This is a genomic window from Yersinia nurmii (assembly GCF_001112925.1).
GTDB lineage: Bacteria > Pseudomonadota > Gammaproteobacteria > Enterobacterales > Enterobacteriaceae > Yersinia > Yersinia nurmii.
Window position 1 is genome coordinate 384,775 of sequence record NZ_CPYD01000002.1, and the last position, 17,622, is coordinate 402,396.

Here is a 17,622-nt window from a genome sequence, read left to right on the forward strand (position 1 = left end):
AATGAGTGTAACTGCGGAACCCGTACCAAAAGTGAAAAGTCAGACTGATACCGGCGTCATGGGGCGCTATCAAAACATAGTGCGCCATCGGTTGTTAATTTTGGCGGTATTGGCTGTGGCCATTCTCGGCTGCCTGCTGTTGGATTTCACTATGGGACCTTCCGGGTTATCGCTCTCCTCCCTGTGGCAGACGCTGGTTGATCCTGCCAGCGCCGATGCGGGCACTCGAGTTATCGTGTGGGATATTCGTTTGCCTTATGCATTGATGGCGGTAGTGATCGGGCTTTCCCTCGGTCTGGCTGGTGCTGAAATGCAAACCATCCTGAATAACCCGCTAGCGAGTCCCTTTACTCTTGGGGTTTCCTCGGCGGCGGCTTTCGGTGCTGCGCTGGCGATAGTCTCCGGTATTGGCATTCCGGGGGTTCCGGACCAGTGGTTTATCTCGGTTAACGCCTTTATCTTTGCGTTGTTCGCGGCGTTGATGCTGGACGGTATTACGCGCTGGACGCGGGTGGCGACCTCCGGCGTGGTGTTATTTGGTATTGCGTTGGTATTCACCTTTAACGCATTGGTATCCATGATGCAGTTCATCGCCAGCGAAGATACGCTTCAAGGGCTGGTATTCTGGACCATGGGCAGTCTGGCGCGAGCCTCTTGGACCAAACTGGGCATTATGCTCGGCATTTTTGCTCTAATGTTGCCTCTTTCCATGATGAGTTCATGGAAATTGACCGCGCTACGTTTGGGCGAAGATCGCGCCATTAGCTTTGGTATTGATGTGCGTCGCCTCCGTTTAGGTACTTTGTTGCGCATCAGTATGTTATCCGCTCTGGCGGTGGCATTCGTCGGCCCGATTGGCTTTATCGGTCTGGTTGCACCACACATTGCCCGTATGATTTTCGGTGAAGATCACCGCTTTTATCTGCCAGCCAGCGCCCTAATTGGCGCATTGGTATTGTCTATGGCTTCCGTCGCGTCGAAAAACTTGATTCCGGGCGTTATTATTCCCGTGGGCATCGTTACATCGCTGGTGGGCGTGCCGTTCTTCCTGAGTATTATTCTGCGCCATCGGGGGAATGTATGAATTCAGGTTTACGTATTGAGCATTTTAATGCTGGCTATCCAAAGCGTCCGGTTATTCAGAATCTGAGCGTACCTTTGCTGCCGCGTGGCAAGATCACTGTGCTGCTGGGGCCTAACGGCAGCGGGAAGTCCACGTTATTGCGTTCTTTAGCCGGTTTGAACCGCGCGGAAGGGCAGCTATGGCTGGATGGTAAAGATTTGATGCAAATGCCTTTTGCGCAACGAGCCGAACAAGTGGTGTACTTGCCGCAGTCGTTACCGGCTGGTGTGCATTTGCACGTATTGGAATCGATCATTGTAGCGCAGCGGGCGTCCGGTGGTCGGAGTAATGCGAGCAGCGAAGCGGAAGTCATGGCGTTGCTGGAGCAACTGGGTATTTCCCATTTGGCATTGAGTTATCTGGATCAACTTTCCGGCGGTCAGAAGCAGTTAGTTGGTTTGGCGCAGTCATTGATTCGCCAGCCATCGCTGTTATTGCTGGATGAACCGCTGAGCGCCTTAGATCTTAACTACCAATTCCACGTGATGGATCTGGTGCGGCAGGAAACCCAAAAGCGCAACATTATTACCGTTGTGGTGGTTCACGATATCAATATTGCTTTGCGTCACGGTGACCACGTTTTGATGTTGCAAAACGGTAATCTGATTGCCGATGGCGTACCGGAAGAAGTGATTACGCCAGCTAGCTTGGCGAAGGTGTATGGCGTTAAAGGGCGAATTGAACGCTGTTCCCAAGGCACACCTCAAGTATTAATTGATGGATTAGTCACAGAACCGACAATTTAATTCTATATTCCACCGCCTTATTAATTTATTCCACATAAATAAGGCGGTGATATGAAGCCGTGCCCCGTAGTTATTATAAAAATAAAGTTTAAGCAGAAATGCCGGAAGCAATATTTCTGTTTTAGTGAGCAATGACTCTAAATATATAAAAATAATATTTAAGCATTTCAATACCTCATGGAGAATGGTAATGGCAGTCTTTAGCAAAACGAAAACAGCGGTATTTATTACTGCTGCGATATTATCTGCCCAATCGCAGGCAGATAATAAAAATACCACACCAGCAGATACTATGGTTGTTACCGCGACCGGTTTCCAGCAACGTATTCAGGATTCAGCCGCGTCTATCTCTGTTGTCACGCGTCAACAGATTGAGAATAAAGCCTATCGTGATGTGACCGATGCGTTGAAAGACGTTCCTGGCGTAGTTGTCACCGGCGGCGGCAGTAAAAGCGATATCAGCATTCGTGGTATGGCGGCGAAATATACCCTGATTCTGGTGAACGGCAAACGGGTGGATACTCGAAGTACGCGCCCGAACAGCGATGGATCTGGTATTGAGCAAGGCTGGTTACCGCCGCTGGCTGCCATTGAGCGTATTGAGGTAGTGCGCGGGCCGATGTCTTCTCTGTATGGCTCCGATGCCATGGGTGGGGTTATCAACATCATCACCCGTAAAGTAGGCAAAGAGTGGTCCGGCTCCCTGCGTGCTGATGCCACCTTGCAGGAAGATTCTAAATCCGGCGATATGTTCCAGACTAACGCTTATGCCTCTGGTCCGTTAATCGACGGTTTATTAGGATTAAAAGTCAGTGGTCTGCTTTCACATCGCAGCGAAGATAAAATCATTAATGGTTATAATGAACAGAGAATGCGTAACGGTGCTGCGACATTTAGTTTAACACCGGATGATAAAAACGAATTTGATTTTGAACTGGGTCATTATGTTCAAGATAGAAATGTGACACCGGGTTATTCCGTCAAGAAGACAGATAAAAATAGCGACGTTCAATATGACCGAAATAACTATTCTATTACACATAATGGTTATTATGATTTCGGTAATTCAACCAGCTATATTCAACGTGATGAAACGCGTAATCCATCGCGGAAAATGAAAAGCGTCGATAATATTTTTAATACCCAAACTTCTTTCCTGTTAGATAATCACACATTAATTCTGGGCGGCCAATATCGCTTTGAAGAGTTGTATGATGACAATAATCAGCTCAGCACGGCTAAAGATCTCAAGAAATTAACCCGCTGGAGTTGGGCGCTGTTTGTCGAAGACGAATGGCAGATGACCAACGATTTCGCTCTGACCGGCGGTATTCGTATGGATCAGGATCAGAACTACGGGACTCACTGGACGCCGCGCTTGTACGGTGTATGGCATCTGGCTGAAGAATGGACGCTGAAAGGCGGCGTTTCTGCTGGCTATCGTTCACCTGATTTACGTCAGGCAACGGATAATTGGGGACAATTAACTGGCGGTGGTAATGGTGCTCCGGCAATAATCATGGGGAATTCCAGCTTAAAACCTGAAAAAAGCGTTAGTGAAGAGATTGGCGTCCTTTGGGATAACCAAGATGATCTCAATGCCGGTATTACCGTCTTTAATACCAATTTCCGCGATAAAATAACGGAAATTAGACAGTGTACTGATGTTGATGCAAGTGGCAAACCGAGTGGTGCTGCTTCTGGCCAGTGTATGGTAAATGGTGAAAGCTTCCAGTATATCAATGAGCGCATTAACGTTGATGAAGCAACCATGCGCGGCGTTGAGGCGACATTCAACTGGGATATCAACAAGGATTGGACTTTAGGTTCTAGCTATACATTTACTCAGTCTAAGCAAAAAAGCGGCAAATTCTCTGGCCAACCGTTAAACCAAATGCCTAAGCATATGTTAAACGCTACGCTGGACTGGAAAACGACTGAAGACTTAGCGACCTGGATTCGGGCTAATTATCGTAGTAAAACCTCTGAATATCTGGATCGTACCAACCTGAAGGGCAGTACGCCGTCTTATACCTTTGTAGATCTAGGTGCTAACTATAAGCTCACTAAAGAACTCCGTTTAATGGGCGGTGTATACAACGTATTGGATAAGCGCGTTGATACCACGGTCAGCGACAAAGTGCTGGACGGCCGTCGTTATATGGTTGGTTTTAATTACGATTTTTGATTTTTTCTTAATTAAAGCGATTGATGAAGCCACTGAAAAGTGGCTTTTTTTATTCAATCTTGCCGTGGGGCATGGGTTCCCTCACTCATCGTTTCGGCTAACGGAAGCCTTCACGGCAAGTGAGGAGGCCGTGAACTGCAGGACTTTCAAAATATGTCCTGCCTGCATTATCGAAATCATCACCGCTTTTGTATATACGTTAACGCCAACGCTAGCGCCAAAACCAACCCTTTAATAATATCCATTGCATAATAAGGCACTGAAAGCATTACCAAACCATTTTGCAGCACGCCGAGAATCACCGCGCCAATCAGGGTGCCAAAAGCGTTTGGTTTGCCTGAGCCTGCCAGTGAAAAACCGATATAGGCTGCTGCCACCGCGTCCATCAGGTAACCGCTACCGGCGTTAACCTGCGAAGAGCCAATGCGGGAAGCGAGTAAAATGCCGCCCAACGCTGCCAGCTGTGAGGAAAGCACATAGGCCAAAACTCGGTAACGAACCGTGCGAATACCGGACAGCCGCGCCGCTTCAGGATTGCCGCCAATGGCATACATACGACGACCATGCTTGGTTAGTGATAGATAAAGCTGCACCACTAACGTCACGGTTAGCATGATAATCACGATGACAGGGACTTGCCCCAACGCCGAAAACATCTCCGGAATCAGCCCTTCGGCCATATCACCACTTGGCAACAGCATATTCTGAGTGATAGAACCGCCGTAGCTGTAGGTCATTGCTACGCCTTGAATGACAAATAAGCTGGCTAGCGTCGCCAACATGTCGGGGATCTTCAATACCACAATCAGGAAAGCGTTAAACAGCCCGACCAAACTGCACACCAGCAAAGTCACAATGATCGCGCCGGTTGTACCGAAGCCGTACCAGACAAACAGTGACACCACTACTGCGTTGGCCAGTGAAGCGGTAGAACCCACGGAAAGATCGAAACCGCCGATAGATAGTGATATCGATACCCCAATGGCGATCACCGTGACAATAGCGATAGATCGTAAAATATTGATGATGTTGTTCGGATCAAGGAAGTGATCCGAAGCCAGACCAAACAGAGCGATCAACGCAACAACGGTAAGTAACATCCCCCATTTATACAGAAAATCGAATAGCTGATGACGCCAGGGCTGCACAGTAGGCAGGGGCAGATCTTTACTCACGCGGGTGTTCCTCCGGTTGAAAATAGTAATAGCGTTTCTTCGTCAATTTCTGCAGCGTTCAGCTCGGCTACGATACGGCCATCCCACAGTACACAAACTCGGTCACATAGGCCTACCAGTTCGGAGAATTCACCCGAGGCATAGATAATGCCTTTGCCCTGACGTGCCAAATCGTCGATCAGACGGAATAGATCCTGTTTAGCTTTGATATCAACGCCTTTGGTCGGTTCATCAAAAATCAGTACCTGTGCATCTCCCCGCAGCCATTTACCGATCGCCACTTTTTGTTGATTACCTCCGGATAGCCGAGCCAATTTTTGCTGCGGCGCGGAGGTACGTACACCTAAGCGCTGAATCAGTGTTTTAGCCCAGGCTAATTCCTGTCGGCGGCTGAAAATGCTCCAGCGGGAGAAACTGTCGTCGGCGCATACGCTTAGATTCATAGGAATGCCTTCGTGGATGAAAATGCCTTCTTTGCGCCGTTCTTCCGGCACCATCGCCAATCCTTGCGTCACCGAACGATACGGGGAATGCGGTTGCCAGTGCTGGCCGCGTAATTCCCCCTGTTCAACCGTACAGGGCATCGCGCCAAACAGCGCTTTGCACAACTCGGTTTTTCCCGCGCCCGCCAAACCGGCAATGCCTAAAATTTCCCCTTGATTGAGCCGGAGGCTGATATCGCGCAGTTTATGTGGATCATGCAATCCATTGACGCTCAGTAGCGTTTTATTGCTAAAGGGCGGGCGTCGGGGAGGGAATATATCGTCTAGTTGATGGCCCAGCATTTTCTCGACGATCTGCTCGCTACTCAGGCCGACCATAGCGTCGTGGCTGATAAATCGCCCGTCTCGCAACACGGTAATCTGATCGCAAATCTCGCGTAATTCATGGATGCGATGAGAAATGAATACAATAGCAATACCTTCCGATTGCAGGCGGCGTACCACGGTAAACAGACGGCGGCTTTCTTCCTGATCCAGCGGAGCCGTTGGCTCATCCAGAATCAAAAAACGACATTGATGGGAAAGGGCGCGCGCTAGTAGCACCTGCTGTTTTTCTGCCAGCGTGCAGGATTCCAGGCGCTGGCGAACGTTCAGCGGTAAACCCAATTGTTCGAGCAACTGTTCAGCCTGATGATAAAGCCGCGGCCAGTTAAACAGGTGGCCCGATTCTGCCAGCTGATCCAGCATAATATTCTCTGCTACCGACAAACTGGGCACCAAAGCAACATCAACCTCTTGTTGTACTACATGAATTCCGAGCTGTTTAGCCTGAAGCGGCGAATGAATATCTACCCGCTGTCCGTCGATAAAAATTTCACCGCTGTAGTGACCGTGCGCACCCGAAAGGATCGCCATGAGCGTTGATTTTCCCGCTCCATTGGCTCCTACCAGTGCATGGGTCGATCCGCCTTCCAGTGTGAAATCGACCTGCTGTAAGGCATGAAAACCGGAAAACGAGATTGAAATATTGCGCATTTCCAGGCGAGAGGGGGAGAGGGTAGACATAATTTTCTGCAACGGCCCCGCTAAATAGGTGAATACCGCCCAATAGCTAGCTGTATCGGTGGGGTAATAAAAACGTTTCGTCAGGCGAAAATCGTAAAAAAACGTTAAAAAAAGCGGCTCTTATCGGTGTTTTTTAACATGTTTTAAATCATTAGCAATGAACTAATAGGGTTAAGCTATAGCAAATAATTATTAAACATCTTTGGCTTAGCCATTAAGATGAATCAGACCGCACAGGATTTAGACAGGTTAGAAAGTAATAATAATCGCCGTTGATAACAACTGAAAAAAATTCATAACATCTAACATCAGCAAGGAAATGGCATGAGTGCGAACACAATCCGCGTGCAGGTAGGGCCTGCCAATTATTATTCTTTTACCGGTGCTATCGATAAGCTGAGTGAATTCTACCCGCAGTCCGTATTGGAAAAAGCGCTGTGGATTTATGGTGAACGAGCATTGAACGCCGCGCAGGATTATCTGCCAGCAGAATTTCACTCCGCCAATGCTATTAAGACGCGCTTTAACAGCCATTGTAGTGAATCCACCGTGGCAGAACTGGTCAGGGTGGCCGGTTTCGATCGCCAGGTGGTGATTGGCGTTGGCGGCGGGGCCGTACTGGATACCGCTAAGGTGGTAGCACGACGTTTGAGCCTACCGCTGGTGGCCATTCCTACCATTGCCGCGACCTGTGCCGCTTGGACGCCGCTGTCAGTGTGGTATACCGAGCAGGGGCAGGCGCTGAATTTTGAAATTTTCAATGATGCTAACCATTTGGTTTTGGTTGAACCGCGCATTATTTTGCAGGCTCCGCTGGCCTATCTGCTAGCTGGTATCGGCGATACCTTGGCTAAATGGTACGAAGCCGTTGTATTAAGCAGCGATCCTAAATCCTTGCCGTTGACGGTGCGTCTGGGCTTACAGGCGGCGCTGGATGTGCGTAATGTTCTATTGGAACAGAGCGAGGCGGCATTGCAGGCAGTAGCGCGGGGCGAATTAACGCAGGATTTCCTTGATGTAGTTGACGCAATTATTGCCGGTGGTGGCATGGTGGGGGGATTAGGCGAGCGTTTCACACGCGTGGCGGCGGCCCATGCGGTACACAACGGATTGACGGTATTGCCGCAAACCGAACATTTCTTGCATGGAACAAAGGTGGCCTACGGAATTCTGGTACAAACCGCGTTGCTGGAGCAGGAGCAGGCGTTGAAAGACCTGATTTCTGCCTTCAAAGTCTGGGGCTTACCGACCCATCTGGCCGCGTTAGACGTCAATATTCGCGATCGTGATGCCATTGAACAAGTTATTACCCGAATTCTCAAGCCGGGAGAGTCCATCCACGCACTGCCAATTAGCCTGAATAAACAGAAAATATGGGCGGCAATTGAGCAGGTAGAAATCGCTGCGCAGGCCTTATAAGGCGCGGTAAGGACGTTTTTTCTTCGCAGAGCGAAATAAACTTGTTTTGGATGGTTTTAACGTCTTGTCTTTTTATCTCGGATTAGGGCAGAATACGCGCCAAGAAATAGCCGACGTTTTAAATAACTCGTCGGTTATTTTTTTGCATTCGTGTTTTCACAAATCAAGAGGCCGGGCATCGATCCGGATAGATAAATAGGTCCGCGTGCGATTATTCACACCATGAAATCGCCGCTATGAGGAAAGAAAGATGGGGCAATTGTTCATTTTAGCGCCGGTGCCTACCGGCATGCGCTGCACACGCAGCGATTATGGGGCAGCAGGTATTTTTTCAACCCGCTATTCCGCTTTCATTACCCCACTTGCGTATCCCAGGCAGATACGAAGTTTCCCCGTCACCTCTCGACTTTGTGGTACAAACACAAATCTGGTCGAAGGTATGGGGAGGCTGAATCATGTCGCTTAATACAACTGTTCAGGTCGGCACCAATCAGACAGGCACCAACAATCGCGTCCAACTCAGAAAAACACTGACGTTGGTTCAAGTGGTTATGATGGGTCTTGCTTATCTGCAGCCGATGACCATTTTTGATACTTTTGGTATTGTTTCAGGCTTGACCGATGGTCACGTCGCGACTTCTTACGCCATCGCTTTGATCGCGGTTCTCTTTACCGCCGTTAGCTATGGCAAATTGGTGAAACGCTTCCCGTCCGCGGGCTCGGCCTACACCTACGCGCAGAAATCCATTAGCCCGCACGTTGGCTTTATGGTGGGTTGGTCGTCATTGCTGGACTATCTGTTCATGCCCATGATCAACATTCTGCTGGCAAAAATTTATCTGGAAGCTATCTTCCCTGGCGTGCCTTCGTGGATCTTCGTGGGGGCGTTGGTCAGCCTGATGACCTTGTTCAACCTGCGTGGTATCAACGTGGTTGCTAACCTGAACTCCATTATTGTGGTGGTACAGGTAGCGATTATGGTGGTATTCGTCGGGCTATTGGTTCATGGCGTTTATCAGGGTGAAGGCGCGGGTACATTAGTTAGCACCAAGCCGTTCTATTCAGAGAACGCCCATTTGGTGCCGATGATAACCGGTGCGACGATACTCTGTTTCTCATTCCTTGGGTTTGACGGTATCAGCTCATTGTCTGAAGAAACGCCCAATGCCGGTAAAGTGATTCCGAAAGCTATTTTCCTGACGGCGTTAATCGGCGGCATTATCTTTATCGCGGTATCTTATTTCTTGCAGTTATATTTCCCGGACATCTCGCGCTTCAGCGATCCTGATGCGTCACAGCCGGAAATCATGCTGTTCGTCGCCGGTAAGTTCTTCCAGTCTGTGATTCTGTGCTTCTCTTGCGTCACGGTACTGGCTTCAGGCATGGCGGCGCACGCTGGGGTTTCCCGACTGCTTTACGTCATGGGCCGCGATGGTGTGTTCCCGGAAAAAGTGTTCGGCTACGTGCACCCGAAATGGCGTACTCCGGCTATCAACGTGCTGTTGGTTGGCGGGGTAGCGTTGTCTGCGGTGTCTTTCGACCTGGTTACCGCAACGGCGTTGATTAACTTTGGTGCGCTGGTGGCGTTTACCTTTGTTAACCTGTCGGTTATCTCCCAGTTCTATATTCGGGAGCGCCTGAACCGTACCCTTAAGGATCATATCAACTACCTGATTCTGCCGGTAATTGGTGCAGGGACTGTAGGCGTGCTGTGGATGAACCTAGAAAGTAGCTCAATGACTTTAGGTCTGGTTTGGGGGGCTATTGGTCTGGCGTATATGCTGTGGAAAACCCGAGTTTTCCGTCAGGCATTACCGCAGTTCAATGAAGAACTTGCACGATAATAAAAACTTGATTGATTTGTGATGAAAAGCGGAGCCGATTGGCTCCGCTTTTTTGTCCGCAATCTGGGCGCAGACAGAATTGACCGTTGGAATAGGGCGAAATACGCTGTTTTATTATCAGTGCTGATCTGCCCGATTCGTTAAGCTGATGTTCAGTATTGGTGGTATCGGCAGACTGAATAGCACCGTCGGGTTATCATTTGGGTGAGATGTTAACTCACTAGTTCGCGTGCATAATCGTACAAGGATTTTAACAGTTCCAGCTTCTCTTTATCACTTTCATACAAATTGTAGAATTGCTCCAATTGCTGCACATATTCTTGTACCCGCTCAGGGCTTAGCACTTCGCGGCGGTGGTTAAGCCAGCGTTGCTGCTCACTGTCATCCAGAGTATTGGGGTAGTTTCTGGCACGAAAACGGAACAGCAACTCTTCCAAACGTCGATCCTGAAAACTCAGATCCAGCGCAGGCAGATTTTGCGGCGCAGTTTGCTGAATAATCTTCATTGTCGCTCGATCGGCGTCACTAAAGAAGCCGTCATAAAGCTGGGCATCCACATCGGTGGATGCGGCAAAAGGCGGTGCCTCAGCAAACAGGGCGACGACTTTTTCGCGTATCTGCGGATTTTGTCGCAATAATTGCAAATTTTGCAGGCAATGTTGGCGATCGATACCTAAACGTTCGGCATTCTCTGCCAGCAGAGTTTTCGCCGGAGCCAGCACCGGGCACTTATTGATATGCACCAGTTTGATTGGCACAGAGGATTGATTGGCGGAAAGCTGGTCTCGACGAGTATATAAGCGTTCACGCAAGGCGTCGGCATCCAGTTCCAGCAGCGGCGACATATCACCGGCCAGATCGCACATGATGACGGCGTTTTTGTTATCCGGGTGCCAAGCCAGAGGTGCAACCCAACTGGTGTTACCCCGCGCGGCACCAAACATGCCGGAAACGTGCACCAGCGGAGTCATCTCGGCAATGTCGATTAACGAATTGATTTTGTGCTTATTACGATGTTGATAGAGATAATCAAACAAACGAGGCTGTGCCTGCTTAACCCGTTTTGCCATCGCAATGGTGGCGTGTACGTCAGACATCGCGTCATGAGCCTGTAAATGTTCTACGCCATTGGCTTTGGTCAGATGTTCCAGTTTAAAGCTCGGCAGGCCATCGTCATTTTCAGGCCAGATAATACCTTCTGGACGCAAGGCATAACATGCGCGCATAACATCCAGCAAATCCCAGCGAGAATTACCATTTTGCCAGCTGTAGGCGTAAGGATCGTAGAAGTTGCGATAAAAGATATTACGGCTGACTTCATCATCAAATCGAATATTGTTGTAACCCAAAATGCAGGTTCCGGGCACGCTAAAAGCCTGATGAATTCGCTGGGCAAACTCGGCTTCGTTCACGCCTTTGGCCAGCGCGGTTTGTGGCGTAATGCCGGTAATCATCACCGCTTCTGGTTGCGGCAGATAATCGTCCGCCGGAGTGCAATACACCACCAAAGGCTCTTCGATAATATTGAAATCTAGATCGGTTCGCACACCAGCAAATTGCGCTGGACGATCCAGCGCTGGATGTTGACCAAAGGTCTCGTAATCATGGACGTAAAACGTCGGTGATGAGGTTGGTTTTGACATTCTTTTGTTTGACCTTTATTGACGCTGGCTCAGGGGCTGAGATTTACCCACGGCCGCCACTCACTTTGTAACAAGAATATCATCTCAGCATAGTTTTCACGTCAGTTTTATCATCACTAGAACCGAGGGATCTCGAGTTACCCTAGTTAGATAAGACGAGAACGGCATCGCATGTGAATCGGAACATAATGATATTTATACTTAAAAAAATATTTAATCATTTATAAATTAAATAACTTTGACTTTAATGATTCATTAAACGAGTTATTTAACTTCCGTTTACTCAGCCCTTTATACAATGCTCGACATAAAATACTTAACGGGGTTTGAAACGGTGAAAACACTTTTATTGACCGGGGCAACTGGCTTTCTGGGCGGAGCAGTGCTGGAAAAGCTGCTGATAGAAAATTCGGATTTTAATTATTTATTACTGGTCCGGGCTAATACACCAGAACAAGGCTTAGCCCGTATCAAACATAATTTAGAGAAATTTTATCTTTCGCCCCAGAATCTGAATAAAGTTACAGAAAGACATATATTGTTAGGTGATTTGGCTGAGCCAGAAAGTTTTATTTCCGATCCTCGGTTGGATGAGGTCACTCATGTTATCAACTGTGCGGCGGTAGCCTCTTTTGGCAATAATCCGTTAATCTGGAAGGTTAACGTTGAAGGCACACTGACCTTTGCCAAACGTATGGCTCAGGTGACAGGTTTAAAACGCTTTGTACACGTTGGTACGGCGATGTCTTGTACGCCGGATGCAGGAAGTCTGGTTGATGAGGAGGTCTTATCTCCGGCCAGTGAAGCGCATTTGGTCGAATACACTAAATCCAAATCGACCATTGAAAATCTTCTTTCAGAACAATGCCCTGATTTACCGTTGGTGTTCGCGCGACCTTCTATTGTTGTCGGCCATACTCGCTTAGGTTGTCAGCCATCCAGCAGCATTTTCTGGGTATTCCGCATGGCATTAATGATGCGGAAGTTTATGTGTTCTCTGGACGATCATATTGACGTTATTCCTGTCGATTACTGCGCAGATGCATTGGTCTGCTTATTATTACATCCGAAGTTGACTGACTATATTTATCATATTTCTGCCGGTGAAGAAAATAGCGTTAGTTTTGCCGAAATAGATAATGCCATGTCTTTGGCGGCGAAACAAAAACCCGTGGGAATAAATTATATGCAGGTTGATTACGGTGCTTTGGTGCAAATGCGTAATCAGCTGAAAAATATATTTGGACCTTGTAATGAACGCTTGATGCTAAAAGCTATGCGATTATATGGCTCATTTGCCATGCTAAATGTACGCTTTAATAATCAGCGACTATTGAGTTTGGGAATGGCAAAACCCCCGCGCTTTACGGATTATGTCGCCTGTTGCGTCGAGTCCAGCCGTGGTTTAACCATTCAGGAACAAATGGCCATCGATTTTAAATAAAATTAGTACTCTTCCTTACCTGGCAATAACAATTGCCAAGATTGTCATATTTTATCATGTTTGGCGGAGTGCCAGATGCTGGTTACTCCGCTAGAATTAGCCCTTTCCTGACGAATAGGGTGAGTGTGCTGTGCGCCTTGATAAAGAAATTACGCCGCTGGATAATTTGATTTATAGCCATTACCGTATTGCCCACGCTTTACGAATTAGCGTGGCCTTTGTCCTAACCTTTCTTATCCTGCGTTTGCTTGCCTTCCCTGATGCCACTTGGGCGCTAATTACTTTGGTCGTCGTGATGGGGCCGCTCTCCTATTGGGGAAATGTCTTTTCTCGCGCTATTCAACGTATTGGCGGAACCCTTTGCGGGGCGGCTTCGGGCCTGGTCGCGCTGTATCTTCAACAATATTCTCTAACCGCTATGCTTGCCTGGTGCTTTGTGGTGATGTTTGTCTGTGGTTATTTAACCTTGGGCAACCGGCCTTATATGGCTTTATTGATCGGTGTGACCTTGGCATTAGTTTGCGGTTCCGGCTCGGTCGATATGAGTACAGCTCTGTGGCGCAGCGCCGATGTTATTTTGGGTTCTATACTCGCGTTGTTATTCACTAGCATTTATCCGCAGCGGGCTTTTACCCATTGGCGTATGCAATTAAGCGCCAGTCTGCACGCCATCAGCACTATCTATGCCGCTTATTTATCGCCTAATGTGGTCGACCGTCCCCGTTTAGAGGACAAAATAAAAAGCGAGTTAGCGCGATTGGTCAAAATGCGCGGTTATATTGCTTCGGCGACTAAAGAATCTGGCATTGATAAAGAGGTATTTAACGCGATTCAAACGCTGTATCGCAATGTGGTTTCTACGCTGGAGCTGTTAGCCGATGCCTATTGGTCGTCTCGCGAAAGCCATTTTTTACTGCTGAATGTCCAAACTCTGCGCCATACTCAGTTGCTAACGATTCGTACTCTGGATAATTTATGCCAGTGTCTGCTCAGCGGCCAGCCTGAGTATGAAGAGGCCGCCGCCAGCGAATTGAGTGAGATCAGCGTAGAGCTGGAAAAACTGCTTGAAGTTGCTACCAAAAATCAGCAAATCGAGGCGCCTATTTATGGCTATGTATGGTTGAGCATAGAAATTACCCGACAATTGAAAGAGCTGGGCGATTTGATTGAGATGACTATGCGACGCTAGCCGATTATTTGGACGCGCAAGGCGATGAAATTTCTGTCTGACGGGTAAAAAAGGTAAGATAAGTCAATGAATCTTGTCTCTGGTGGCTGCTACCCTGTATTGTTAAGATCGCGTGTTGTAACGACGTGATGGTGTACAGACAACCGGCCGTCAGCAATTGAATTTGTGTAAAACTTAGCTAAGGTGTGAAAATGGAAAATGTAAGCAAGCCAACTTTCCAGGACGTTTTGGAGTTCGTGCGTATGTTTCGTCGCAAAAATAAATTGCAGCGTGAAATTGTCGATAACGAAAAGAAAATTCGTGATAACCAAAAACGCGTTCTGTTGCTCGATAATCTGAGCGAATACATCAAACCTGGCATGAGTATTGAAGACGTGCAGGGCATCATCGCTAACATGCGCAGCGACTATGAAGATCGTGTTGATGATTACATCATCAAAAATGCCGATCTGTCGAAAGAACGTCGTGAACTGTCGAAAAAACTGAAAGCAATGGGTGAAGTTAAGTAACCCGAGCGATTTAGTTTAAAGGATGGAGGGCCAGATTGATGTCTGGCTCTTTTTTTATCTATTGAAAGTGAATATCCAAAGCCGCGAGTTAGAAAAACCTCCGATTTAGAGTCATCATGGGCATAAATAATCGTCATTTAGCACAGTTGAGCTATGGCGTTGTTGGGAGTGCTGCCGGATAATCACATTATTTGCAATAGCAAAAAGCCCGACTAAGTTTCCTTAATCAGGCTTCTTTAATATGGCTCCTCTGACTGGACTCGAACCAGTGACATACGGATTAACAGTCCGCCGTTCTACCGACTGAACTACAGAGGAATCGTGTGAACGAGGCGAATAATAGCGAGGGTGGACGGGTTTGTCAAAGTAGAAAACCATTAAAAACGTGCGTTTGCTGAGAGATTGAGCTTATTGTCTTGTTTTTCAGCGAAATCAGCTCGTTATGGTGCAAGATTATGCTGTTTTATTTCATTTCCCCTTTGCCTGAAACAAAGGGGAATGGGTGAGATGAGGAAAAATAAGGAAGAACAACGTTTAGGCTTTACTGCTACGCAGCAATATTTGTGGGAAAAGATTATCTAAAACCCTGTTGCCACTGAGAGTGAAGACTGAAAGCAGGGTAAAACTTAGGGCAAAATACCAGAATAAATGCCCGCATTTGCGTGCCAGACCGCAGGGAAATAAGCGGTAATCACTGTGTATTACCGCTTCAAGAGTGGAAATAAACCCTGTGGGTTGCCGTTTAAAGCGATTGAGTCTGGCTAATTTGAGCGCCGCTATCGTCAAAATAACTGTATGTCAGCGTAGCTCCGTGAGAATTGGCGGGTAGGGGGTTTTCGGTGCTGTACTCACGTTCGCTGAATGGCGGAGTCATCATATCCATTTCCTGCAGGATATTAACTTTCTTCCCTTGGAGATTCAGCGTCATTTGCCCGAAAGAGACATGATACGGCGTGGGATTGTGGCTCCGCAGCAGTGTCTTACCCGCGTTCTGTATCAGTGTGAAATTCACTTTCTTCATCGCAGCTTCGGGGGAGAGAGTCAGTTCTTTTGGGCGATAAAACACTTTCATTTGGGTGTTCATCGCCATGGCGACCTGCGGATTATCGTGATTATTGGAACGATCTTTCGGCGGAATTTCATACAAATTCAACCAATAAACGGATTCTCGATCGCTGGTGGGTTGATTGCCTTTGCTAATGATACGCAGGCTTTGTATTGAGCCCGGCTGCATTTTAAAAACCGCAGGCAGCGGCAGGAAAGGGGCTTTGGCCTGATCCGGCGTATTGTCTACGTCACCATCATCAATCCAGCTTTGTACTACTACGGGATATTCATTGGTATTAGCCAGCATTAGGGTATTTTCTCTGTCTCCCTGGAGAAAGATTATTCTGGTAGAGGAGGCCACAATACCGGCATCCGCACTGATACTGATGATAAATAGCAGCAGCATGGTTAGCGCGGACAACAGGTTTTTCCGCGTGCAGAGCGTATGAAGTCGGATCATTGTACTTTCACCAAAACGTATGCGGTGGCATCGATTTTACCGGCGGTTGGTGCGCTCCCCGGCAGTTTTTTCAGCGTAGCGGTAAACTGGGTGGTGTAATTGTTATAACCGGCGGCGCTGCTGCCGTTGGCATTGGCACCTGCGAGAATGGGATACCACCCAGCGTTAGCGGCGGAGGTACAGTTACCACTGCATCCTCCCCAGCCGACAAAATTCATCGGCGTACCGCTGCTGTCTTCCAGCGTGATACCGACGCCAGTGGCAATGCGGCTATCGGTACCGTACAGATCGGAAAGCAAATAGCTCACGCCACCCGCCGTATTCACCAACCCTAATCCCTGCGCTTTCAAATACCCCGGTAAAGAGGTTTGGATGCCGATTGAGGTTTGGCCGCTATTGATACCGGAAAGGGTTCCAGTCTGGCATTCCACATCCACATTGATGCTGGCACTGCGGGTTTGGTCTTGCGCCAGCTCGCTAACGGTAATCGTGGGAAAAACCACATAAGGGGTGACATTGCGCACTGCACAGGTGTTTTTACGGCTCAGAGATGAGACCGGCGCGGTATTCATGCCAAAAGCCATATAACGACCGGAACCCCAAGTATCGAAGCGGGTTGAGGAGTCATAGCCAGTTTCCGGCACATCGGCTCCCGGCCCTTTGAATACTACATAGCCATTTGGCTGATTACAGGTGTAATTACCGGAATATGTATCTGCTGCTGGGCCGGGGCAGCCCCAGGTGGAGGTGCCGGGCGTGCGATCCACCGTCGCGACTTTTTTTAGCTCTGCGCGTATCTGGCTGAAATGTTTTCCTTTTATTTGAATTTTATTACCGAGTGTATCGTATTTAGTCAGACGAACCTGCTGCCAGATTCGGGTGAATTCCATGCCGGAATCCACGTGAATCAGTTTCAGCGCGGTATAAGGGAAAAAGGTTTGGAAATAGTTATCCCCCATATTGGTATAGCCGCCGACGTTACTGTCGCCATTGGTTGCAAAAACCTCGTAAAGACTGTCTTTATCCGCCAGATCGCACTCATACAGCACCGTTTCCGGATTGGCTAACGCTCGCGCCGGAACCAGACTGATAATGCTGGAAGCCAGAATAGAATCTACGGGCTGAATGTAATTACTGGTCATATTGATATTGCCAAAGCGTAGGGGCGCGCCGTTGCTATCGCCGCCCAAGTTGTATCCTTTCCAGACGCATTTGGCATAGCTGGGCAAGCTCAGTGTGAGCGAGACGGAAAATAGCGCCAGCGGGAGAAAATAGCGTTTAAGCGGCAATTTTCGGCAATACGAGGTTGATGACATCATATAACTTC

13 protein-coding genes and 1 tRNA gene are annotated in these 17,622 nt (G+C 48.1%); 8 read left to right on the forward strand and 6 right to left on the reverse strand.

What is annotated here, in order from left to right; all coding sequences use genetic code 11:
* The first annotated feature begins 1 nt into the window (after position 1).
* The 3 genes from AD970_RS04455 to AD970_RS04465 all read left to right on the forward strand — a co-directional run bounded on the left by AD970_RS04455 (position 2) and on the right by AD970_RS04465 (position 4,057).
* On the forward strand, positions 2-1,084 hold the full coding sequence (locus tag AD970_RS04455; RefSeq protein ID WP_049597120.1) for a FecCD family ABC transporter permease: 1,083 nt from the start codon (positions 2-4) through the stop codon (positions 1,082-1,084).
* Entirely contained in the window at positions 1,081-1,869 is a 789-nt protein-coding gene (locus AD970_RS04460; protein ID WP_049597121.1) for an ABC transporter ATP-binding protein, read from the forward strand. The genes AD970_RS04455 and AD970_RS04460 overlap by 4 nt, the downstream gene beginning before the upstream one ends.
* A 190-nt stretch (positions 1,870-2,059) precedes the next feature.
* On the forward strand, positions 2,060-4,057 hold the full coding sequence (locus tag AD970_RS04465) for a ligand-gated channel protein (protein WP_408068302.1): 1,998 nt from the start codon (positions 2,060-2,062) through the stop codon (positions 4,055-4,057).
* 179 nt (positions 4,058-4,236) lie between these two features.
* Here AD970_RS04465 and AD970_RS04470 read toward each other — a convergent pair whose 3' ends face one another.
* Complete coding sequence (locus tag AD970_RS04470; protein WP_408068304.1) at positions 4,237-5,157, reverse strand: ABC transporter permease; 921 nt, start codon at positions 5,155-5,157, stop codon at positions 4,237-4,239.
* Between the two features lie 71 nt (positions 5,158-5,228).
* Positions 5,229-6,740: a sugar ABC transporter ATP-binding protein gene (locus AD970_RS04475; protein WP_049597124.1), complete on the reverse strand. Its 1,512-nt coding sequence runs from the start codon at positions 6,738-6,740 to the stop codon at positions 5,229-5,231.
* Between the two features lie 324 nt (positions 6,741-7,064).
* Here AD970_RS04475 and AD970_RS04480 point away from each other — a divergent pair, with 324 nt between their 5' ends.
* Positions 7,065-8,159, forward strand: a complete 1,095-nt coding sequence (locus tag AD970_RS04480; protein WP_049597125.1) for an oxidoreductase — start codon at positions 7,065-7,067, stop codon at positions 8,157-8,159.
* 455 nt (positions 8,160-8,614) lie between these two features.
* Positions 8,615-10,003: an APC family permease gene (locus AD970_RS04485; protein WP_049597126.1), complete on the forward strand. Its 1,389-nt coding sequence runs from the start codon at positions 8,615-8,617 to the stop codon at positions 10,001-10,003.
* Positions 10,004-10,215: 212 nt separating this feature from the next.
* On the opposite strand, the gene sbcB is transcribed toward AD970_RS04485, so the two are convergent.
* Positions 10,216-11,646, reverse strand: a complete 1,431-nt coding sequence (gene sbcB / locus AD970_RS04490; RefSeq protein WP_049597127.1) for an exodeoxyribonuclease I — start codon at positions 11,644-11,646, stop codon at positions 10,216-10,218.
* A gap of 334 nt (positions 11,647-11,980) precedes the next feature.
* Between sbcB and AD970_RS04495 the strand changes: the two genes are divergently transcribed.
* From AD970_RS04495 to tmaR, 3 genes are all read left to right on the forward strand, one after another.
* Positions 11,981-13,090 carry an SDR family oxidoreductase gene (locus AD970_RS04495; RefSeq protein ID WP_049597128.1) on the forward strand — a complete coding sequence of 370 codons (1,110 nt, stop codon included), beginning with the start codon at positions 11,981-11,983 and terminating at the stop codon, positions 13,088-13,090.
* Between the two features lie 130 nt (positions 13,091-13,220).
* Entirely contained in the window at positions 13,221-14,279 is a 1,059-nt protein-coding gene (locus tag AD970_RS04500) for an FUSC family protein (RefSeq protein ID WP_049597129.1), read from the forward strand.
* A 191-nt stretch (positions 14,280-14,470) separates the two neighbouring features.
* Entirely contained in the window at positions 14,471-14,788 is a 318-nt protein-coding gene (gene tmaR, locus AD970_RS04505) for a PTS system regulator TmaR (RefSeq protein ID WP_049597130.1), read from the forward strand.
* Between the two features lie 242 nt (positions 14,789-15,030).
* Here the strand turns inward: tmaR and AD970_RS04510 are convergent.
* The 3 genes from AD970_RS04510 to AD970_RS04520 form a co-directional block, all read right to left on the reverse strand.
* Positions 15,031-15,106: transfer RNA gene (locus AD970_RS04510), tRNA-Asn, on the reverse strand.
* A 424-nt stretch (positions 15,107-15,530) separates the two neighbouring features.
* Positions 15,531-16,295 (reverse strand): fimbrial biogenesis chaperone, encoded by a 765-nt coding sequence (locus tag AD970_RS04515; RefSeq protein ID WP_084728112.1) that lies wholly within the window; start codon positions 16,293-16,295, stop codon positions 15,531-15,533.
* Positions 16,292-17,611, reverse strand: coding sequence for a fimbrial protein (locus tag AD970_RS04520; RefSeq protein WP_084728114.1), 1,320 nt, complete (start codon positions 17,609-17,611; stop codon positions 16,292-16,294). The genes AD970_RS04515 and AD970_RS04520 overlap by 4 nt, the downstream gene beginning before the upstream one ends.
* Positions 17,612-17,622 lie beyond the last annotated feature (11 nt).

Excerpts from the sequence above, each read along its gene's own strand:
- AD970_RS04455 (WP_049597120.1), top strand. The coding sequence starts at position 2 with ATGAGTGTAACTGCGGAACCCGTACCAAAAGTGAAAAGTCAGACTGAT.
- AD970_RS04460 (WP_049597121.1), top strand. The coding sequence starts at position 1,081 with ATGAATTCAGGTTTACGTATTGAGCATTTTAATGCTGGCTATCCAAAG.
- AD970_RS04465 (WP_408068302.1), top strand. The coding sequence starts at position 2,060 with ATGGCAGTCTTTAGCAAAACGAAAACAGCGGTATTTATTACTGCTGCG.
- AD970_RS04470 (WP_408068304.1), bottom strand. The coding sequence starts at position 5,157 with ATGTTACTTACCGTTGTTGCGTTGATCGCTCTGTTTGGTCTGGCTTCG.
- AD970_RS04475 (WP_049597124.1), bottom strand. The coding sequence starts at position 6,740 with ATGTCTACCCTCTCCCCCTCTCGCCTGGAAATGCGCAATATTTCAATC.
- AD970_RS04480 (WP_049597125.1), top strand. The coding sequence starts at position 7,065 with ATGAGTGCGAACACAATCCGCGTGCAGGTAGGGCCTGCCAATTATTAT.
- AD970_RS04485 (WP_049597126.1), top strand. The coding sequence starts at position 8,615 with ATGTCGCTTAATACAACTGTTCAGGTCGGCACCAATCAGACAGGCACC.
- sbcB (WP_049597127.1), bottom strand. The coding sequence starts at position 11,646 with ATGTCAAAACCAACCTCATCACCGACGTTTTACGTCCATGATTACGAG.
- tmaR (WP_049597130.1), top strand. The coding sequence starts at position 14,471 with ATGGAAAATGTAAGCAAGCCAACTTTCCAGGACGTTTTGGAGTTCGTG.
- AD970_RS04515 (WP_084728112.1), bottom strand. The coding sequence starts at position 16,295 with ATGATCCGACTTCATACGCTCTGCACGCGGAAAAACCTGTTGTCCGCG.
- AD970_RS04520 (WP_084728114.1), bottom strand. The coding sequence starts at position 17,611 with ATGTCATCAACCTCGTATTGCCGAAAATTGCCGCTTAAACGCTATTTT.